Raw genomic sequence first — 18,988 nt, 5'->3', positions numbered from 1 at the left:
GAAGCTGAAAGCCTGAGCCTGAACCTGAAACCTGAAGCACTCGGCGTTGCTCACGGCTTCCAGCTCCCAGCGTCCGACTTCCAGCTGCTTTTTAAAGTACCGCTTTCGGATAAGACCCCAGCACCTTCAATGCCACCGCTTCGCGGCCGATCTTCTCCAGCACGTCTTTGATCAGCGGATCCTGGTGATGGCCTATGCAATCGATGAAGAATACGTAGGTCCATTTTCCGCTGCGTGAAGGACGGGTTTCGATCCGCGTGAGATCGATGCCATTGGAGTGAAACGGCATCAGCAACTCGTGCAGTGCGCCCGGCTTGTTACGCATAGAGACGATGATCGACGTCTTGTCGTCGCCGGTGGGTGGCACTTCCTGGTTGCCGATGATCAGAAAGCGCGTGGAATTGTCCGGGCGGTCTTCGATCTTCTCGGCGATCTTGGTCAAGCCGTAAAGCTGAGCCGCCATATCGCCCGCAATCGCGGCGGAGTTCCACTCGCTCTTGACGCGTTTGGCCGCGTCGGCATTGCTGGAAACCGCCACGCGTTCGACGTTCGGGTAATGCGCATCAAGCCACTTGCGGCACTGCGCCAGCGACTGTGCATGGGAATAAATACGTGTGATGCGATCCGTCTTGGTCGTTTCGCCCACCAGCAGATGATGGTGGATCCGCAACTCGACTTCGCCGCAGATGACGATATCGTGCTCGAGAAAACTGTCGAGGGTGTGGTTAACCGCGCCTTCGGTAGAGTTTTCTACAGGCACCACGCCGAAATTGACCGCACCGGCGACCACTTCGCGAAAGACTTCGTCGATCGCTGCCATCGGCTTGCTGATCACCGCCTGACCAAAATGTTTCAGTGCAGCAGCCTGGGAGAAAGTCCCTTCAGGTCCGAGATAAGCGACCCGCAGCGGTTGCTCCAGCGCCAGGCAGGACGACATGATTTCGCGGAAAAGGCGCGCCATCTCCTCGTTATCGAGAGGCCCTTTGTTCAACTCCATGATGTGCTTGAGGACCCAGGCTTCACGCTCGGGACGGTAAAACACCGCCTCCTCACCCTCGGCCAGTGATGCGGTCTTGACTCGCGCCACGTCCTGAGCGCAACGGGCCCGCTCGCTGATCAGCTCGAGAATCTTCTCGTCGAGACTGTCGATGCGTACACGCAGCGCCTTCAGCCGATCGACATCGCTCATCAGCCGTGCTCCTTCTCGAACTCGCGCATGTAGGCCACCAGAGCTTCGACGGCATCCAGGCCGACCGCGTTATAGATGGAGGCACGCATGCCGCCCACCGAGCGATGACCTTTCAGGTTGAGCAGGCCGCGCGCCTCGGCGCCAGCGAGGAACGCCTTGTCCAGCTGCTCGTCGGCCAGCCTGAACGGCACGTTCATCCAGGAGCGGGCGTTCGTGGCGATTGGATTGGAATAGAAGTCACTGGCGTCAATTACGCCGTAGAGCAGTTCCTTCTTGGCGCGATTGCGTTGCTCCATCGCCTCGACGCCGCCCTGTTCCTTCAGCCACTCGAAGACCAGGCCAGAGAGGTACCAGGAGAAGGTCGCCGGCGTGTTGTACATAGAACCATTGTCGGCTGCGATCTTGTAATCCAGCATGGTCGGGCAGCTGGAACGCGCGCGACCCAGCAAGTCCTCGCGAACGATGACCACCACCAGCCCCGACGGGCCGATATTCTTCTGCGCGCCGGCATAGATCAGACCGAACCGGGAAACATCCAGCGGCCGCGAGAGGATGTCCGAGGACATGTCGACCACCAGCGGTGTGTCGCCAAGCTCCGGTATCCAGTCGAACTGCAGTCCGCCGATGGTCTCGTTGCTGGCGTAGTGCAGGTAGGCCGCATCCGTACTGAGCTTCCACTCGTTCTGCCCGGGGATGGCGAAATAGTCGTAGGGCTTGGCGCTGGCAGCAAGGTTGACATGGCCGAAGCGCTTGGCCTCTTCGATGCTTTTGCGCGACCAGATGCCGGTATCGATGTAGTCGGCGACACCACCCTCGGGCAGCAGATTCAGCGGAATCTCGGCGAATTGCTGGCTGGCACCGCCCTGCAGGAACAGCACCTTGTAATTGGATGGGATGCTCAACAGATCGCGCAAGTCCTGTTCGGCCTTCTCGGCGATCGCCGTGTATTCGTTGCTGCGATGGCTCATTTCCATCACCGACAGGCCTCGACCTTGCCAGTCGAGGAGTTCGGCCTGGGCGCGCTGCAGGACGGCCTCGGGGAGCGCAGCCGGACCGGCGCAGAAATTAAAGGCGCGTTTGCTCATCATCGTTCTCTCAAAAACGGTCGATACCATGCTCGCTCCGCCCGTCGCCAAGGCGCTCAGGTCCAGCGCTTGCAATCCCTTCACCCACAGCGGGTTTCCGTTCGATACCGACATGCGTAGCCCGAAAGCTTCGCATGCCGTCCGAATCAGTTTTCGTCGTCGGTAGGCACTACGTCCGGCGGAACGTCTCCGCCCCCTCCGAGCAGCTCATCCTCGCTGGGCTCGGTGCTGACGACAGGCATTTCCTTCTCCAGTGCCTCGTCATCGAGAACCGCCTCGATATCTTCCAGAACGTCCTCTTCGGAGGGTTCCTGAACTCTTTCGAGGCCGACCAGATGCTCGTTCTTGCCAAGCTTGATCAGCGTCACGCCCTGGGTATTTCGGCCCAGCGATGAGACCTCATCGACACGGGTACGAACCAGTGTGCCCTGATCGGAAATCAGCATGATTTCCTCGCCCTGCTGCACCTGAACGGCACCGACCAGTCGGCCGTTGCGCTCGTTGGTCACCATGGCAATGACACCCTGACCGCCACGCCCGCGGCGCGGGAACTCATCGATCACCGTGCGCTTGCCGTAGCCGTTGAGGCTCGCGGTGAGAATCTGGGCATCCGGCTCGGGAATCAGCATGGAGATCAGGCGCTGCCCTTCCGGCAGACGCATGCCGCGAACGCCACGGGCGGTTCGACCCATGGTGCGAACGTGCTTCTCCTTGAAGCGGATCACCTTGCCTCCGTCGGAGAACAGCATGACTTCACGCGCGCCATCGGTCACCGCAGCGGCGATCAGGGTATCGCCCTCTTCCAGGCCGAGCGCGATCAGACCGACACTGCGTGGGCGGCTGAATTGCGAAAGTGGGGTCTTCTTCACGGTGCCCTTAGCGGTCGCCATGAAGATGTAGGTACCGGTCGGCTCGTCTACCGACTCGTCGGACTCTTCGCCCTCGAGCGACTCTTCCGCCTCATCGGCCTCGCTGATGATTTCCGCATCCTCGACATCGTCCTCGCCGTTCAGCTGCTGCTGACGCGCAGCCTCGATATCGACCTGCAACATGGCGGTGATGTGCTCGCCTTCGGAAAGCGGCAGTAGATTGACCAAAGGGCGCCCGCGGGATGTGCGGGAAGCTTCGGGAATTTCGTAGGTCTTGAGCCAGTACACCTTGCCCTTGCTGGAGAACAGCAACAGCGTCGTGTGGCTGTTGGCGACCAGCAGATGCTCGACGTAATCCTCTTCCTTGACGCCGGTGGCCGCCTTGCCACGCCCACCGCGACGCTGCGCCTGATAAGCAGCCAACGGCTGCGACTTGGCGTAGCCGCCGTGGGAAATGGTGACGACGCGCTCTTCTTCGGTGATCAGGTCCGCCAGGGTCAGATCCAGACGTGCATCGAGGATTTCGGTACGACGGGCGTCGCCGAAGTCGCGCTTGACGCCTTCGAGCTCCTCGCGAATGACTTCCATCAGACGCACAGGGTTGGTCAGAATACGGATCAGCTCACCGATCTGGGTGAGAATCTCCTGGTATTCGCTGAGCAGCTTTTCGTGCTCCAGGCCCGTCAGGCGGTGCAGGCGCAGATCGAGAATAGCCTGAGCCTGCTCCGGCGACAGGTAGTACTTGCCATCACGCAGACCGTACTGCGGATCGAGCCCCTCGGGGCGACAGGAGTCGGCACCGGCACGCTCGACCATCGACTCGACGGCGCTCGACTCCCAGGCCTCGGCAATCAGCGCTTCCTTCGCCTCGGCCGGGGTCGGCGACGCCTTGATCAGGGCGATCACCGGGTCGATGTTGGACAGCGCGACCGCCTGGCCTTCGAGAATATGCCCACGTTCGCGCGCCTTGCGCAGCTCGTAGACCGTCCGGCGGGTCACGACTTCGCGGCGATGGCGAACGAAGGCCTCGAGCAGTTCCTTGAGGTTCAGCGTACGCGGCTGGCCATCGATAAGCGCCACCACGTTGATACCGAACACACTCTGCAGCTGGGTCTGGGCGTAGAGGTTGTTGAGGATGACCTCAGGCACCTCACCGCGACGCAGCTCGATCACCACGCGCATGCCGTCTTTGTCGGACTCGTCGCGCAACTCGGTGATGCCCTCGAGCTTCTTCTCTTTAACCAGCTCGGCGATCTTTTCGATCAGACGCGCCTTGTTCAGCTGATAAGGCAGCTCGGTGATGACGATCTGCTGACGACCACCGACCTTGTCGATATCTTCGATGATCGAGCGGGCACGCATATATATGCGCCCGCGCCCCGTGCGGTAGGCCTCGACGATACCGGCGCGGCCATTGATGATGCCGGCAGTGGGAAAATCCGGGCCCGGGATGAACTGCATGAGTTCGTCGATGGTGATGTCGGCGTTCTCGATCAGCGCCAGGCATCCATCGATCACTTCACTGAGGTTGTGAGGCGGAATGTTGGTCGCCATGCCCACGGCGATACCGCTGGAGCCGTTGACCAACAGGTTCGGGATCTTGGTCGGCATGACCGCCGGAATCTGCTCGGTGCCATCGTAGTTGGGCACCCAATCGACGGTTTCCTTGTCCAGATCGGCCAGCAACTCGTGCGCCAGCTTGGCCATCCGCACTTCGGTGTAACGCATGGCGGCAGCGTTGTCGCCATCGACCGAACCGAAGTTGCCCTGGCCATCGACCAGCATGTAGCGCAGCGAGAAAGGCTGCGCCATCCGAACGATGGTGTCGTATACCGCCGAGTCGCCGTGAGGATGGTATTTACCGATCACATCACCGACCACACGGGCGGATTTCTTGTATGGCTTGTTCCAGTCGTTACCCAGTTCGCTCATGGCAAAAAGCACACGGCGATGCACGGGCTTCAATCCGTCGCGCGCATCCGGCAGCGCTCGACCGACGATTACGCTCATGGCGTAGTCGAGGTAGGACTGCTTGAGTTCGTCTTCGATATTGACCGGGAGGATTTCTTTGGCCAGTTCGCCCATGGAAGCCTGGTTCCTTGTAGTCAGCAGGGTCCTGCGATTAAGCGCGGGATGGTATCACAGCTGGCGAGCCGGAGGCTCCAGGATGCACACCCGAGAAGAGATGTCCGGGTTTTGCCTAAAGTAATCAATGAAGTCGTTTGCGGCTCATCAAAGCGGCGAGCTTGGCTGCGTTCGGCCGTTCGACCACGCCCTTTTCGGTCACAATGGCATCGATGAGGTCCGCCGGTGTCACATCGAAAACTGGATTGAACGCATCGACTTGCGCCGCAAACCGCTGGCCGTTGACTTCCAGCAACTCGCTGCCGGCACGTTCTTCGATGGGAATGTCGTCGCCGGTTTCCAGCTCCATGTCGATGGTGGAACTGGGCGCTACCACCATGAATCGCACACCATGATGCATGGCAAGCACGGCGAGCTGATAGGTGCCGATCTTGTTGGCGACATCGCCATTGGCCGTGATTCGGTCGGCCCCCACAATTACCCAGGTAATGCCGCGCGTCTTCATCAGGTGCGCCGCGGCCGAGTCGGCATTCAGTGTGACCGGCACGCCCTCGCCGGCCAGCTCCCAGGCTGTCAGACGCGAGCCTTGCAGCCATGGACGGGTCTCATCGGCGTAAACGCACTCGACAAGCCCCTCCAGATGCGCCGCACGGATCACGCCGAGCGCGGTTCCGAACCCCCCTGTAGCCAGTGCACCGGTATTGCAGTGTGTGAGCAGATTTTGCGGATTGCCCTGATGCTTGCGAATCAGGTCGACACCGAATTGCGCCATGGTCAGATTGGCTTCGCGATCACTGGCATGGATGGATGCCGCCTGAGCTTCGGCAGCAGTCAACGGGTCCTCACCTGGCTTCAAGCGGTCGAGACGCTCGCGCATCTGATTCAGCGCCCAGAATAGATTGACTGCAGTTGGACGCGAATCGGCGAGCACCTTGAAATCGGCTTCCAGCGCCGTACGCCAGTCATCGCCTTCGGCGAGCCGAGCCCTGAGTCCCAGAACCAGTCCATACGCCGCGCTGATGCCGATCGCCGGAGCACCCCGCACGACCATTTCGCGAATGGCCGTGGCTACAGCAGCTGCGGAATCGTAGGAGTGCCAACGCTCTTCCAGCGGCAACTTGCGCTGGTCGAGCAAACGCAGCTGCCCGTTCTGCCACTCGATAGCCTTCACCTTTTCCGCGGCCAGCAAGCGTTCGCGCATGGCAATCCCCTCATTTGTTCACTGATTCCCCTGTCATTCAGGGGCGGAACCGGTCCGTAGACAGATTGCGGGCCGGCACAAAAAAGCCCGGTCGTCTCCGAACCGGGCTTCAACATTCGAAAGGGTCATGCGGAGTGATATGGCACTCACGCCCCATACCCGGGCGCGAATCCTAATCGACTGATTTTTCCAGCACAAGCAAAGGCCGCCTGGCGTGATCGATAGGCGTGAAGCGCTTCACCTCGCAACCTAGTCGCGATTCGGCTGTGGGGTGAGGCGCAGATAAGGCTTCACCGCGCGGTAGCCCTTCGGGAAGCGCTGCTTGAGCTCCTCTTCATCCTTGAGCGAAGGCACGATCACCACTTCGTCGCCATCCTGCCAGTTAGCCGGCGTCGCGACCTTATGGTTATCGGTCAGCTGCAGCGAGTCGATCACGCGCAGAATCTCGTGGAAATTGCGGCCAGTGCTCGCTGGGTAGGTAATGGTCAGTCGTACCTTTTTATTCGGATCGATGACGAACAGCGAACGAACCGTCAGCGTGTCGTTGGCATTGGGATGAATCAGGTCGTACAGCTCGGACACCTTGCGATCGGCGTCAGCCAGAATCGGAAAGTTGACTTGCGTGTTCTGGGTTTCGTTGATGTCATCGATCCACTTCACATGCGAATCTACCGGGTCCACTGACAGCGCAATGGCTTTGACGTTGCGCTTGGTGAACTCGTCCTTCAGCTTGGCGGTAAAGCCGAGTTCGGTGGTGCAGACCGGCGTGAAGTCCGCCGGGTGCGAAAACAGCACGCCCCAACTGTCGCCGAGCCATTCGTGAAAGCGAATGCGTCCTTCGCTGGAGTCCTGTTCGAAATCGGGGGCGATGTCACCGAGACGGATGCTCATGTCTTCACTCTCCTCATGCGGTTGATGCTGATAACGACCACGTTAGAGTGGTCGGGTCCTTGTCCTTTGTTTCATGCCCTCTTGCGGTCCTGCCGGACAATGCGATTCTGCAGGCGATACAAGTAGGCAAAGCCCTGTTCCCAGCGGCTATGCCCCGACTCGGTATTGATGTGGCCGACACCGCTCAGGATGACGATGTCGCTCCCCCAGTCCGTACCCAGCTCGGCGGCTCGACAGGCTGTCGCGGCGGCATCGTTATCGGAGCCGACCAGCAGACTGGGAAAGGGTAGTACCTGGCGTGGAATCGGCGCGAAATTGCGCAGAGCGTCGGGGCAGCCGTCACGCTGCACGTCAGCCGGAGCGACCAGCAGCGCACCACGAACCCGCTGCAGTCTGTCGACCGACGCCTGCATGGCCCAATGGGCGATGGTGATGCAGCCCAGACTGTGCGCGACGAGAATTACAGGTTGGGTGCTCATTGCGATGCTGTGGTCGAGTTCGGCAATCCATTGTTCACGGCGAGGGTTTAGCCAGTCGGCCTGTTCTACCCTGGCGCTGTCAGGAAGCCTGCTCTGCCAATGGCTTTGCCAGTGAGCGGCAGGCGAGCCTTTCCAGCCAGGCACTATCAGATAACGGACCGATTCGCTGCGCATCGAGGTGTGCTCCCGAAATAATGGGAGCCAGTCTAGCCACTTGCACATCTCCCCCAAAAAGAATAAGAAATTATTTATTTATAACTTAAAAATGTTTTAGATCACGCAACGTCAGCACTCGACCAGCGCCAGAGTAAGTCGCCCCCCTCAGGTGACCGGCATGGCACCTTTCTCACCTGCCCTGACGCTGCGCTTTTCATCGCACCAACTTGACCGGCATTTCGCGAACCCAAATACTGTATCCATATACAGTATTTGGAAGATCCCATCGCCATGGCATCTGTGGTCGCACTCAATCATCTGCTCGATGCGCGCCGTATATGGCGCGGCCAGTCCAGCCTCGTCTCGACCAGTAACCAGCCGACCGGACACCCAGCGCTGGATGCCGCCTTGCCCGGCGGCGGTTGGCCGGAATCGGCACTGAGCGAACTGCTGATCGCCACGACCGGTATCGGCGAATTGCGCCTGCTCTGGCCGACCCTGGCGCGATTGACCGCTGCTGGTGAACGCGTGGCGCTGGTAGCGCCCCCGCATGTGCCCTACCCCCAAGCTTGGCTGGCAGCCGGTGTGGACTTGCGTCAGCTGTCGATCATCAACGCGGAAGGCCGCGAGGCTTTGTGGGCCGCCGAGCAATGCCTGCGCTCGGGCAGCTGCGGCGCGGTACTGTGTTGGCCGCAACAGGCCGATGACCGAGCCCTGCGCCGCCTGCAAGTCGCCGCCGAGACCGGTCAAACCCTGGCCTTCGCCTATCGACCACTGCGCGAGGCGATCAACCCCTCGCCGGCGGCACTACGCCTGGCGGTCGAAGTTCAGCCGGCACAATTGCGTGTACTCAAGTGCCGCGGTGGGCTGGCTCAGGCGCGTCCGATTCCCGCCGCGGCGTGGCTTTGAGATGGGCACGCTCTGGGCCTGCATCCTGTTGCCACAACTGGCCATGGACGGCGTGCTCCGCGGTCGGGCCGATGCCGGCACGCCGCAGCGCCGGGTGCTGCAAGCGGTCAACCCGGCGGCGCGGGCGCTCGGCCTCAAGCCAGGGCAATCGCTGATCGCCGCCCAGGCGCTGACTCGCACTTTCACGACGGCTGAATATGATCTGGCTTCGATTGAGCGCTGGCAGCAATTCCTTGCCGCCTGGGCCTACGGCTTCAGCTCGCATGTCAGCCTGCATTACCCGCGCTGCTTGCTATTGGAAGTGCAATCCAGTTTTGGCCTGTTCGGCCCTTGGCCTTGCCTGGAGGCGCGCCTGCGGGAGGAACTGCATGCGCTGGGCTTTCAGCATCGCATTACGCTGGCACCGAACCCTGCCGCTGCACGGGTACTGGCCAACGCGCATGACGGCTTGGCCGTGACGGATACCGAGACGCTGCAGAGCATGCTGAATCCATTGCCAGTAGAGCGCATCGGTCTGCCGCGCGAAGTGACAACCGCCTTTGTGCGCATGGGCTTGCGCACCCTGAAGCAGGTGCTCGCGCTACCACGAGCGGGTCTTGCGCGACGCTTTCCGGCAGAAGCGCTGAAGCACCTCGATACCTTGCTCGAGCATCGTCCCTTGGCGCTGGACTTCTACCGCCCGCCAGACCGCTTCGATGCCCGGATCGAGCTGAACTTCGAAATAGAGTCCCACCAGGCACTGCTGTTCCCACTGCGTCGTCTAACCGCCGATCTTGCCGCCTACCTGGCCGGTCGCGACAGCGGAGTGCAACGCTTCACCCTGCATCTGGAGCACCGCAGTCTGGCCGATAGTCAAATGACGGTTGGCCTGCTCAGCGCCGAGCGCGATCCGGCCATGCTATTCGAGCTGACACGTGGTCGGCTGGAGCATTTGCAACTGCCGGCGCCGGTACTCGCGATGCGCCTGGTCGCACGCGAATTGCCAGCCTTCATCCCGGAGCACCGTCAGTTATTCGAAGAACGACCGCAGCAGTCGCTGCCTTGGGAGCAGCTACGCGAACGCCTGCGGGCCCGATTGGGCGACGCCGCCGTACAGGGGCTCTGCGCACGTGCCGACCATCGTCCCGAATGCGCCTGGCAGCCGCAACATGCCATTCAGCATGAGCCTTCGACAGCCATCGCCCTGCGCCCTGGCTGGTTATTGTCCGAGCCCAAAACGCTGCATGAAGCATCGCTGCGCATACTCGCCGGCCCCGAGCGCATCGAATCCGGATGGTGGGACGGCCGCGATGTGCGCCGCGATTATTATCTGGTGGAAACCCGTACCGGGCAGCGCGGCTGGGCCTTTCGCGCGGTCACTGGCGCAGGGCCGTTGCTGCTGCATGGCTGGTTCGCATGATGGCCGATTACGTCGAACTGCATTGCCTGTCCAACTTCAGTTTCCAGCGGGGCGCGTCCAGCGCTCGCGAGTTGTTCGAGCGCGCCGCACTGCTCGGCTATCGGGGCCTGGCAATTACCGACGAATGCACCCTGGCCGGCATCGTTCGGGCCTGGCAGGCTTCGAAGGATATTGGTCTACCACTGGTCATCGGCAGTGAGATTCAGATCGAAGACGGGCCCAAGCTGGTCCTGCTGGTGGAGGACCTGACCGGTTATCAGGCCTTGTGCCGCTTGATCACCCGCGCCCGCCGTCGCGCCGAAAAAGGCCGCTACCAGCTTCTAGCTGAAGATCTGAGCGAGCCACTGGATGGATTGCTGGCCATCTGGATTGCAGGCCAACCCGAGGCTGATCTCGAGGGCCGCTGGCTACGCGAACGATTTCCGGAACGCCTTTGGCTAGGCATCGAACTGCACCGCGGGCCAGACGACGAACGCCACCTGCGCCAGTGGCAGGCACTGGCCGCGCGCCTGAACCTGCCCGCGGTGGCCTGCGGCGATGTGCATATGCACGCTCGTGGCCGGCGTGCGCTGCAGGACTGCATGAGCGCGATCCGCCAGCACCTGCCGGTGGCAGAGGCCGGTCGCTACCTATTCCCTAACGGCGAGCGCCACCTGCGCCGATACGAGGAGCTGACCCAGCTGTATCCACCCGAACTGCTCGGCGAAACACTGCGCATCGCCGAGCGTTGCCAGTTCGACCTCAAGCAATTGAACTACCAATACCCGCACGAACTGGTGCCCGCAGGCCACAACGCCACCACCTGGCTGCGCAAGCTGGTCGAAGAGGGGATTGGCTGGCGCTGGCCTAAAGGCGTCACGGAAAAGGCCCGAGCGCAAATCGAGCATGAACTGAAGCTGATCGCCGAACTGCGCTACGAAAGTTATTTTCTCACTGTGCACGACATCGTTCGCTTCGCCCGTGACCGGGCAATTCTTTGCCAGGGCCGCGGCTCGGCAGCCAACTCGACCGTATGTTTCGTGCTGGGCATCACCGAGCTCGACCCGTCACGCAGCAAGCTGCTGTTCGAGCGTTTCCTGTCCCGCGAACGCAACGAGCCACCTGACATTGATGTCGATTTCGAGCACGAACGTCGCGAGGAAGTCATTCAATATCTGTTCCGCCGTTATGGCCGCGAGCGGGCCGCGCTCACCGCTGTAGTCAGCACCTATCACGCCACCGGAGCGATGCGTGATGTGGCCAAAGCCCTCGGACTGCCGGCGGACCAGATCAACGCCCTGGCCGACTGTTGTGGCCGCTGGAGCGACCGAGTGCCCGATAATGAGCGTCTGCTTGAGGCCGGCTTTGATCCCGGCAGTCCGGTGCTGCGTCGGGTGCTGACGCTGACCGGCGAGCTGATCGGCTTCCCCCGACACCTGTCGCAGCATCCAGGTGGTTTCGTCATCTCCGAGCAGTCATTGGAAACACTGGTGCCGGTGGAAAACGCCAGCATGGCCGAACGCACCGTGATCCAGTGGGACAAGGACGATCTGGACGCCGTAGGCCTGCTCAAAGTCGATGTGCTCGCTCTCGGCATGCTCAGCGCATTGCGCCGCTGCTTCGACCTGATCGAACACTATCGCGGCACGCGTTGGTCGATTGCCAGCCTGCCGCAGGAAGATCGCGCGACCTACGACATGATCAGCCGTGCCGATACCGTCGGTGTGTTCCAGATCGAATCTCGGGCGCAGATGGCCATGCTTCCGCGCCTGCGCCCCAGGGAGTTCTACGATCTGGTAATCCAGGTCGCCATCGTGCGTCCAGGGCCGATTCAGGGCGATATGGTTCATCCCTACCTGCGACGGCGCAATCGTGAAGAACCAGAGGACTACCCTTCCGAGGAACTCAGACCGGTCTTCGAGCGCACACTCGGTGTGCCGCTGTTCCAGGAACAGGTGATGGAGCTGGCGATCGTTGCCGCCGCCTACACGCCCGGCGAAGCCGACGAGCTGCGTCGATCCATGGCCGCCTGGAAGCGCCATGGCGGTCTGGAGCATCACCGCCAGCGCCTGACCGAGCGTATGCTCGCCAAGGGCTACGAGGCGGACTTCATCGCCCGCATCTTCGAGCAGATCAAAGGGTTCGGCAGTTACGGCTTTCCCGAATCGCACGCAGCGAGTTTCGCCCTGCTCACCTACGCCAGCTGTTGGCTGAAATGCCACGAACCGGCCGCCTACGCCTGCGCATTGATCAATAGTTGGCCGATGGGTTTCTACAATCCCGACCAGATTCTTCAGGACGCTCGCCGTCACGGTCTGGAAATCCGTCCGGTGGATGTTCGTCACAGCGATTGGGATTGCAGCCTTGAGCCGACCGCAACCGAGCAACCCGCGATCCGCATGGGCTTGCGTATGGTGCGAGGCTTTCGTGAAGTGGGTGCGCGACGTATCGAAGCGGTGCGAAAAGTTCGACCATTCATTGCCGTCGATGATCTGTGCCTGCGCGCCGAGCTGGATGCCCGCGCCCGCGAACAACTGGCTGATGCCGGCGCCCTGCGCGGCCTCGCCGGACATCGCCACCAGGCGCGCTGGGCGGTGGCCGGAGTCGAGCCACAGCTGCCGTTGTTCGCCAACCACACCGCATCGCAGGAAGCGCCGGTACCGTTGCCGCCGCCCAGCGTCGGCGAAGATCTGGTGACCGACTACGCCACCCTCGGTACCACGCTCGGCCCCCACCCACTGGCCCTGCTACGCGACCAGCTCAGGAGTCGGCGCTGCCGCAGCTCTCGTGAATTGGCCACCATCGAGCATGGCCGCCCCGTTAGCGTTGCTGGTCTGGTCATTGGTCGCCAACGCCCACAAACGGCCAGCGGCGTGATCTTCGTCACCCTGGAAGACGAGTTTGGCATGATCAATGTGGTGGTCTGGCGCGATCTGGCCGAGCGCCAGCGGCGGGTGCTGATCCAGTCGCAGCTGCTGCGGATCGACGGCCACCTGGAATCGGCGAACGGTGTTCGCCACGTCATCGCCGGGCGCTTGAGCGACCTCACGCCACTACTGACCGGCCTGGATGTTCGCAGTCGAGATTTCCAATAACCCGATGCTTCGAGCGACTCGCTTCTACTGGAATTACGCGTGGCATTTAAACCGTGCCGATCGAGGAACTTGGTCGGACAAAAAGTGATTCACCGCCCCCCTGGGCAAGCGCCCGCTCTAAGCTTTCAGGAAGCCTGGCGCCGCTCAGCGGCGTGCGCCTCCGAGTCGCCAGCGGTTAAAACGCTCGGCCCAGCCGAGCGCGCGCGTCGGTCTGCGCTGCTGCCGCCAAGCTTCGGCGACCACCCGACTGGCCTCGCCCAGGGTGGCGCCAAGCTGTACGGTCTCGGCAAGCTTGTTGAGTCCAAGTTTGTGCTTCATCGCCACGACGAATCCGGCCAGGGTTTCACTGGCCTGCTCGCCGACGATGGTGACCCCGAGGATGCGATCCTCGCCCTTTTCCGTGAGCACCTTGACGAAGCCTTGACCGGCGTCTTCGGCGACCGCACCGGCCAACGATTTCAGGTCCAGCCGGATCACTTCGAACTCCATCTCGAGCGCTCGCGCCTCTGCCTCGGTCAGCCCTACCGACGCTATCTCGGGAGCAGTGAAGACGGCATGCGGTATGACCCGCTCGCTCACCGCGAACCGTCTGAACCCACCGAACAGGGCATTGAACGCCGCGTACCAGGCCTGATGTTCAGCCACGTGAGGCGCCCCGTATGGCCCGGCAACGCTGCCTACCGCGTAGATGTTCGGGAAGCGGGTCGCCAGGTATTCATCGACTTCGAGGCTGCCATCATCTCCGCAGCGCAACCCCAACGCGTCCAGGCCCAACCCCTCTACATCTGCGCCTTGCCCGAGCGCCAGCAATACCCGGTCGAACGGCAACGTCAGCTCACCCTCATCTTTATCACTACAGATCAGGCGCCGCTCGCCCTCGATCACCTCGACACGCAGCGGCGACAGGCCGAGCCGCAGTTCAACGCCATCGGCACTCAGGGCGGCGGTCACGGCTCGTGCCGCTTCCGCATCCTCCTGTTCGAGCAGGACCTCATGTTCGCTGGTCAGGGTGACCTGGCAGCCTAGCCGCTGAAAGGCTTGAGCGAATTCGCAGGCGCCAGCCCCGCTGCCCAATACCAGCAACCTCTGGGGGCGCTCGCGTAGACTCCAGAGGGTATCGCACGTCAGCGGCTCCACCGCATCAAGGCCGGGAATCGGCGGGACCCACGGCCGGCTGCCTGTCGCGATGACGATGGCACGGCTAGTCAACGTGCGGCCTTCCACCTCGACCGTCCACGGCGAGCTTAATCTGGCCTCGGCCATGACAACTTCCACACCCAGGCGAGTGTAGTGTTCGGCCGAAGGGCAACCCATTGCCTCATCGGAGAGCCGCCTCACTCGGCCTATTACCTCAGCGAAATCCATCTCATCGACCCGGTGCTCGTCACCTTGCTGCTGACCGTGGCGTAGCGCATGAATGAGGTTCGCCGAGCGGCTCAATGCCCTGGCCGGCACGCTACCTTCGTGCACGGCTACACCACCCAAGCGCTGCCGTTCGAACAGACTCACCCGTGCTTTTAATGAGGCGGCGATCCGCGCCGTTGCCAGCCCCCCAGTGCCGCCACCGATCACGACCAGATTGTGCTCAAAGCGTTTCGGTTTGTGCCAGCCGCGGTACGCCTGGCGTGCCTTGTACAGAGTCAGCAGCCGAGTGGCCAACAACGGGAACACCGCCAGCAGCACCAGCGTGCTGATCATGCTTGGGGACAGGATGCCGGACAACGACTGCAGCTGGACCAGCTGCTGCCCGGCGTTCACGTAAATGGCATTGCCCGGCAACATACCCAGCTGGGTGGTCCACCAGAACGTCCACATGCCCACCCGAGTCAGACCGAGTGCCGGATTCAGCAGTACGAAAGGCACCAGCGGAATCAGTCGCAGCGAGACCAGATAGAAGGTGCCTTCACGCGCCAGGCCCTTGTTGATCGCAGTGACTTGCTTGCCGAAGCGCTTCTGAATCCAGTCACGCAGCATGAAGCGGCTGATCAGCATCGCCACCACCGCACCGACATTCGACGCAAAGGACACAAGCAGCGTGCCTTCCAACAGTCCGAACAGGGCGCCTGCCAGCAGCGTCAGCACCACCGTGCCGGGAAACGACAATGCGGTAAGCGCGACGTAGGCCAGGAAGAACGTCCCACGGGCCCACCAAGGATGGGCCTGTACCTGCCCATGTAAAGCACCGCTGTGCGATTTGATCGACTCGAGGGTGAGGTACTCGCCGAGATCGAAGATGAAGAAGCACGCCACCGCCGCGATGAGCACGGCCAGGATAATGAGTCGGCTGGCTTTCATCCGCGTCTGGCCCTCGACGGTTCGGACATGGATTGAGACAGGATGTGACGGGGATTGGCGGTACGACTGAAGAAATGCATTGACGAAGCGCTCTCATGGCTCTCGCATTGGAGCCCCGAAGCGCATGGACGTTCCGATAAGGATAACTCTGCGAGCACAACGATCTGCGGACGATGCAGCCCTGGCGGGCGCAAAGCCCGGCCAGGGCCCCAGGCGTTGCTCAAACGCCCTGCGAGATCCGGAGATCGCCTTGCCGACAGCGGGCGCTGTCAGCTCACTCACACTCCTGGGCGGTCTGCTGCCAACACTGCAATCGCTGCGGATGAACCAATCTCTAATGCTGCGCGAGGGCTAGATGGAGATCAGGACGATCATGTCGTATCAGCCGCAACCAACCGGAATCAAGTGCGCGTGCTGTAAGCCCAGAACTGAGCAGTCCGCTGCCACTCCAAGCTCAATCTTCTCAGCGAGTCTGGAGGTTCATAGCGAAGCGCCTTCGGTAATCAGCTGTCCGCGTCACCAGGGGCCGAAAGCGCGCAAAGGGCAGTAGCGATCCAGGCCGCATGGGTCCGATCCGGTCGCTTCCGGCCGTTAGGACCGGCACGAGCGCTCGGACGTAGCGGGCCTGATCCGCAAGAGCTGAAGCATGCATTCAAGGGAACCCACATGACTCTCCTAGCATGCCGGTAAGCAGAAAGGGACCAATACGGGACCGCTCAGACGGATCGAGAGCTTGCTGACGGCTGCGAGTCCTCGGACCGACGGCCTAAGTCCGCCTCTAAGCCAAGGCTAGCTCTCTCATAAAACGAACCGACGAAAGCTAGCCTAAAGAGGTCATCGACGCCCCGGCAACTGTCCACTCAGCTGCGGTTCAGTTCCTTGAGCAATACCTTGTTGAAGGCGCCGGGATCTTCCATCTGCGGGGCGTGCCCCTTGCCCGGGAACTCAACCAGTCGTGCATCTGGAATCAGTTTTGCAGCTTGCTTGCCCATCACTTTGTAATTACCAATTTTCGCCTTGATGTCGGGGGACGCAATGTCGCTGCCGATGGCGGTAGTGTCGGCGTCACCAATGATCAGCACCGTGGGCATTTCAAGGTTGGGCAGTTCGTAAAACACCGGTTGGGTAAAGATCATGTCGTAGATGAGTGCCGAGTTCCAAGCCACCCGTTTGTGACCAGGGCCTTTGTTAAGTCCGGCAAGCATGTCGACCCAGCGATCATATTCAGGCTTCCATTGGCCTGCGTAGTAGGTCTTCTGCTCGTATTTCCGTACGCCGTCCGCACTGAGCTTGAGCTCATACCATTGATCAACGCTGCGCCAGGGCACACCCAGCGCTTTCCAGTCTTCCAGCCCGATCGGGTTGACCAGTATCAGTTTTTCCGTAGCTTGCGGATAAATCAGACCATAACGGGTAGCAAGCATGCCGCCCGTGGAATGGCCGATGAGATCGACCTTGGCGACACCAAGGCTGGCGAGCAAAGCATGGGTGTTGGCTGCAAGCTGATGGAAGCTGTACTGATAGTGCTCTGGCTTACTAGAGGTGCAAAATCCGATCTGATCAGGCGCCACGACCCGATAACCGTCATCGGCCAAGGCCTTGATGCTGGTTTCCCAAGTAGCCCCGCAGAAGTTCTTGCCATGAAATAGTACCGCCGTGCGGCCATTGGCCGGCACCGTCGGGGCGATGTCCATGTACCCCATTTTCAGGCTTTGACCTTGTGAGTCCAAAGCGAAGTGATGTACCGGATAAGGGTATTCAAAACCTTCAAGTTGCTCACCATAGCCTGCGTCGTTGGCGGAAGCTGCGGTGGCCATTGCAGACAGTGCGAACGCGAGCGCCACACACCTGGATTTCAATCGGAACATGGAGAGTCCTCGTGAAAAAAGTAGCCTAGCACCGGATCATTACCGCAGGTCCAACGCAGCCTTGTGTATCGGCCCTACCTGCCATGCGCTACACGCATGCGGCACGGAGGCGACCTATACTGCCCGCATATACGGGTGAGTTACCTGCCCACCAATCCCCGCCGGAGCACGTATGAACTCGGATGACCTCGAACTCTTCGCCCAGGTCGCCAAAAGCGCGAGCATTTCCCGCGCCGCCATTACGCTTGGCGCCGATCAATCGACAATAAGCCGCCGGGTCGGGCTGCTGGAAGCCAACCTGGGTGTCCGACTGTTCCACCGCAGCGGGCGTGGCGTGACGTTGACCGATCGTGGCAAACAGTTGCTGGGTTTCGCCATGACTCTGAGCGCCACCCTGTCGGAGGCCGAGCGGGCTATGCGTGATAGCGCCCATCAGGGGCCCTCTAAACTGTGCATCGCTGCCCAGCCGACCATTGCCCGAATTCTCTTCGGGCGGCTGGGTCATGATCTCAAGGCGCGGTATCCGCTGACTCAGGTCCGCTTCATCGAGGGCCTTGCCGCCGACATCCTGCCCCGTCTCAGCGAAGGCCTGGTCGATATCGCCCTGCTGTATCTGCCCGAGCATCCCGGAGCGCTGCAATACGATCCTTTACTCATTGAAAGCGTGCGTCTAATCACACCCGCCGATTATCCGCTGCCGGGCGATAGCGTCGATGTCTGTGAACTTGGCGATATTCCATTGATTTTGCCTAGCACCCACCATGGCTTGCGCTTGTTGGTCGAGTCGTTGGCCAATCGCCATGGTTTTTCGAGCAACGTCGCGCTGGAGTGTGACGGCTCGATTTCGATCACTAAACGCCTTGTTCTGGAGAAATGCGGCTGCACGGTCCTACCTGAAGCCGCTGTGATCGAAGAGGTACAGGCCGGCCGTTTGAAAACGTACCGTCTGGCAGGCCATGACGTGCAACGCACAATCGCCATGGTATGGCCGAAAAATCGGATAGCCGCCGACGGGCTCTGGGTCGTCTCGCAAATCATCCGACAACGCGCCACTGATATGGTCGAACAGGGCATGTGGCCGGGCGCATGCTCACCGGTACCCGGCCAGGCAACACCTAGTCCTTGATCGGTACGCCGTCACGCAAGTGCCACAATGCCCATGCAAGGTCACGGTCAACTGGTCTCCGACGGTCTGACGCCGAGTTGCAATTCCTCGGCACTGTCGCACTCGACCAACAGCGCGCTAGGGCAAAATTCTCCTGAGCTGATTGCTGTTGAGCCAGAAAACTAGCCAACTCGTTACGAAACACCGCAGCGCGTGCCTGAAAGCCCCCATCCGGATCGCCCGCTTGGCCAACCTGGATCACACCCTCTCCTAGTATCTGATGTCACTTAACGCCGCTACGGATCGAATGCGCTGTTAGCCAATTCACAAGCGCTGTCGACATCAGCCAAAGTGCTGCCATCAAACGTGGGTGGCAATGGCTT

12 protein-coding genes are annotated in these 18,988 nt (G+C 61.2%); 4 read left to right on the top strand and 8 right to left on the bottom strand.

Annotated elements, in window-relative coordinates:
• Nucleotides 1-91: 91 nt before the first annotated feature.
• The 6 genes from pheA to CH92_RS08195 form a co-directional block, all read right to left on the bottom strand.
• Complete coding sequence (gene pheA, locus CH92_RS08220) at nt 92-1,189, bottom strand: prephenate dehydratase (RefSeq protein WP_025241294.1); 1,098 nt, start codon at nt 1,187-1,189, stop codon at nt 92-94.
• The gene (gene serC / locus CH92_RS08215; RefSeq protein ID WP_025241293.1) at nt 1,189-2,274 is read right to left on the bottom strand and encodes a 3-phosphoserine/phosphohydroxythreonine transaminase; all 1,086 of its coding nucleotides are present in this window, start codon (nt 2,272-2,274) and stop codon (nt 1,189-1,191) included. The genes pheA and serC overlap by 1 nt, the downstream gene beginning before the upstream one ends.
• A 146-nt stretch (nt 2,275-2,420) precedes the next feature.
• Complete coding sequence (gyrA, locus tag CH92_RS08210; protein ID WP_025241292.1) at nt 2,421-5,228, bottom strand: DNA gyrase subunit A; 2,808 nt, start codon at nt 5,226-5,228, stop codon at nt 2,421-2,423.
• 124 nt (nt 5,229-5,352) lie between these two features.
• Nucleotides 5,353-6,429, bottom strand: coding sequence for an S-methyl-5-thioribose-1-phosphate isomerase (mtnA, locus tag CH92_RS08205; protein ID WP_025241291.1), 1,077 nt, complete (start codon nt 6,427-6,429; stop codon nt 5,353-5,355).
• 249 nt (nt 6,430-6,678) lie between these two features.
• Nucleotides 6,679-7,320 carry a peroxiredoxin gene (locus tag CH92_RS08200; RefSeq protein ID WP_025241290.1) on the bottom strand — a complete coding sequence of 214 codons (642 nt, stop codon included), beginning with the start codon at nt 7,318-7,320 and terminating at the stop codon, nt 6,679-6,681.
• Nucleotides 7,321-7,391: 71 nt separating this feature from the next.
• Nucleotides 7,392-7,973: an alpha/beta hydrolase gene (locus tag CH92_RS08195; protein ID WP_025241289.1), complete on the bottom strand. Its 582-nt coding sequence runs from the start codon at nt 7,971-7,973 to the stop codon at nt 7,392-7,394.
• A gap of 273 nt (nt 7,974-8,246) precedes the next feature.
• Between CH92_RS08195 and imuA the strand changes: the two genes are divergently transcribed.
• Genes imuA through CH92_RS08180 form a run of 3 tightly spaced genes read left to right on the top strand, consistent with a single transcriptional unit; the run spans nt 8,247 to nt 13,337 of the window.
• Nucleotides 8,247-8,864, top strand: coding sequence for a translesion DNA synthesis-associated protein ImuA (imuA, locus tag CH92_RS08190; RefSeq protein WP_025241288.1), 618 nt, complete (start codon nt 8,247-8,249; stop codon nt 8,862-8,864).
• A gap of 1 nt (nt 8,865) precedes the next feature.
• Entirely contained in the window at nt 8,866-10,263 is a 1,398-nt protein-coding gene (locus tag CH92_RS08185) for a Y-family DNA polymerase (RefSeq protein ID WP_025241287.1), read from the top strand.
• Complete coding sequence (locus tag CH92_RS08180) at nt 10,260-13,337, top strand: error-prone DNA polymerase (RefSeq protein WP_025241286.1); 3,078 nt, start codon at nt 10,260-10,262, stop codon at nt 13,335-13,337. Before CH92_RS08185 ends, CH92_RS08180 begins: the two co-directional genes overlap by 4 nt.
• Nucleotides 13,338-13,481: 144 nt before the next feature.
• Here CH92_RS08180 and CH92_RS08175 read toward each other — a convergent pair whose 3' ends face one another.
• Together CH92_RS08175 and CH92_RS08170 are read right to left on the bottom strand one after the other, a co-directional pair.
• Nucleotides 13,482-15,632, bottom strand: coding sequence for an FAD-dependent oxidoreductase (locus tag CH92_RS08175; protein WP_025241285.1), 2,151 nt, complete (start codon nt 15,630-15,632; stop codon nt 13,482-13,484).
• Between the two features lie 860 nt (nt 15,633-16,492).
• Nucleotides 16,493-17,500: an alpha/beta fold hydrolase gene (locus CH92_RS08170; protein ID WP_025241284.1), complete on the bottom strand. Its 1,008-nt coding sequence runs from the start codon at nt 17,498-17,500 to the stop codon at nt 16,493-16,495.
• Between the two features lie 172 nt (nt 17,501-17,672).
• Between CH92_RS08170 and CH92_RS08165 the strand changes: the two genes are divergently transcribed.
• Nucleotides 17,673-18,626 (top strand): LysR family transcriptional regulator, encoded by a 954-nt coding sequence (locus CH92_RS08165; protein ID WP_025241283.1) that lies wholly within the window; start codon nt 17,673-17,675, stop codon nt 18,624-18,626.
• Nucleotides 18,627-18,988: the final 362 nt, after the last annotated feature.

The organism is Stutzerimonas stutzeri (genome assembly GCF_000590475.1).
Taxonomy (GTDB): domain Bacteria; phylum Pseudomonadota; class Gammaproteobacteria; order Pseudomonadales; family Pseudomonadaceae; genus Stutzerimonas; species Stutzerimonas stutzeri_D.
The sequence above is the reverse complement of the archived record's forward strand: the minus strand, read 5'-3'. Positions and strand labels throughout refer to the sequence as shown.

Bases quoted from the DNA above. Each gene is read 5' to 3' on its own strand.
- CH92_RS08180 (WP_025241286.1), top strand. From the start codon at position 10,260: ATGATGGCCGATTACGTCGAACTGCATTGCCTGTCCAACTTCAGTTTC.
- CH92_RS08165 (WP_025241283.1), top strand. From the start codon at position 17,673: ATGAACTCGGATGACCTCGAACTCTTCGCCCAGGTCGCCAAAAGCGCG.
- CH92_RS08185 (WP_025241287.1), top strand. From the start codon at position 8,866: ATGGGCACGCTCTGGGCCTGCATCCTGTTGCCACAACTGGCCATGGAC.
- gyrA (WP_025241292.1), bottom strand. From the start codon at position 5,228: ATGGGCGAACTGGCCAAAGAAATCCTCCCGGTCAATATCGAAGACGAA.
- CH92_RS08170 (WP_025241284.1), bottom strand. From the start codon at position 17,500: ATGTTCCGATTGAAATCCAGGTGTGTGGCGCTCGCGTTCGCACTGTCT.
- CH92_RS08195 (WP_025241289.1), bottom strand. From the start codon at position 7,973: ATGCGCAGCGAATCGGTCCGTTATCTGATAGTGCCTGGCTGGAAAGGC.
- imuA (WP_025241288.1), top strand. From the start codon at position 8,247: ATGGCATCTGTGGTCGCACTCAATCATCTGCTCGATGCGCGCCGTATA.
- pheA (WP_025241294.1), bottom strand. From the start codon at position 1,189: ATGAGCGATGTCGATCGGCTGAAGGCGCTGCGTGTACGCATCGACAGT.
- CH92_RS08200 (WP_025241290.1), bottom strand. From the start codon at position 7,320: ATGAGCATCCGTCTCGGTGACATCGCCCCCGATTTCGAACAGGACTCC.
- mtnA (WP_025241291.1), bottom strand. From the start codon at position 6,429: ATGCGCGAACGCTTGCTGGCCGCGGAAAAGGTGAAGGCTATCGAGTGG.
- serC (WP_025241293.1), bottom strand. From the start codon at position 2,274: ATGAGCAAACGCGCCTTTAATTTCTGCGCCGGTCCGGCTGCGCTCCCC.
- CH92_RS08175 (WP_025241285.1), bottom strand. From the start codon at position 15,632: ATGAAAGCCAGCCGACTCATTATCCTGGCCGTGCTCATCGCGGCGGTG.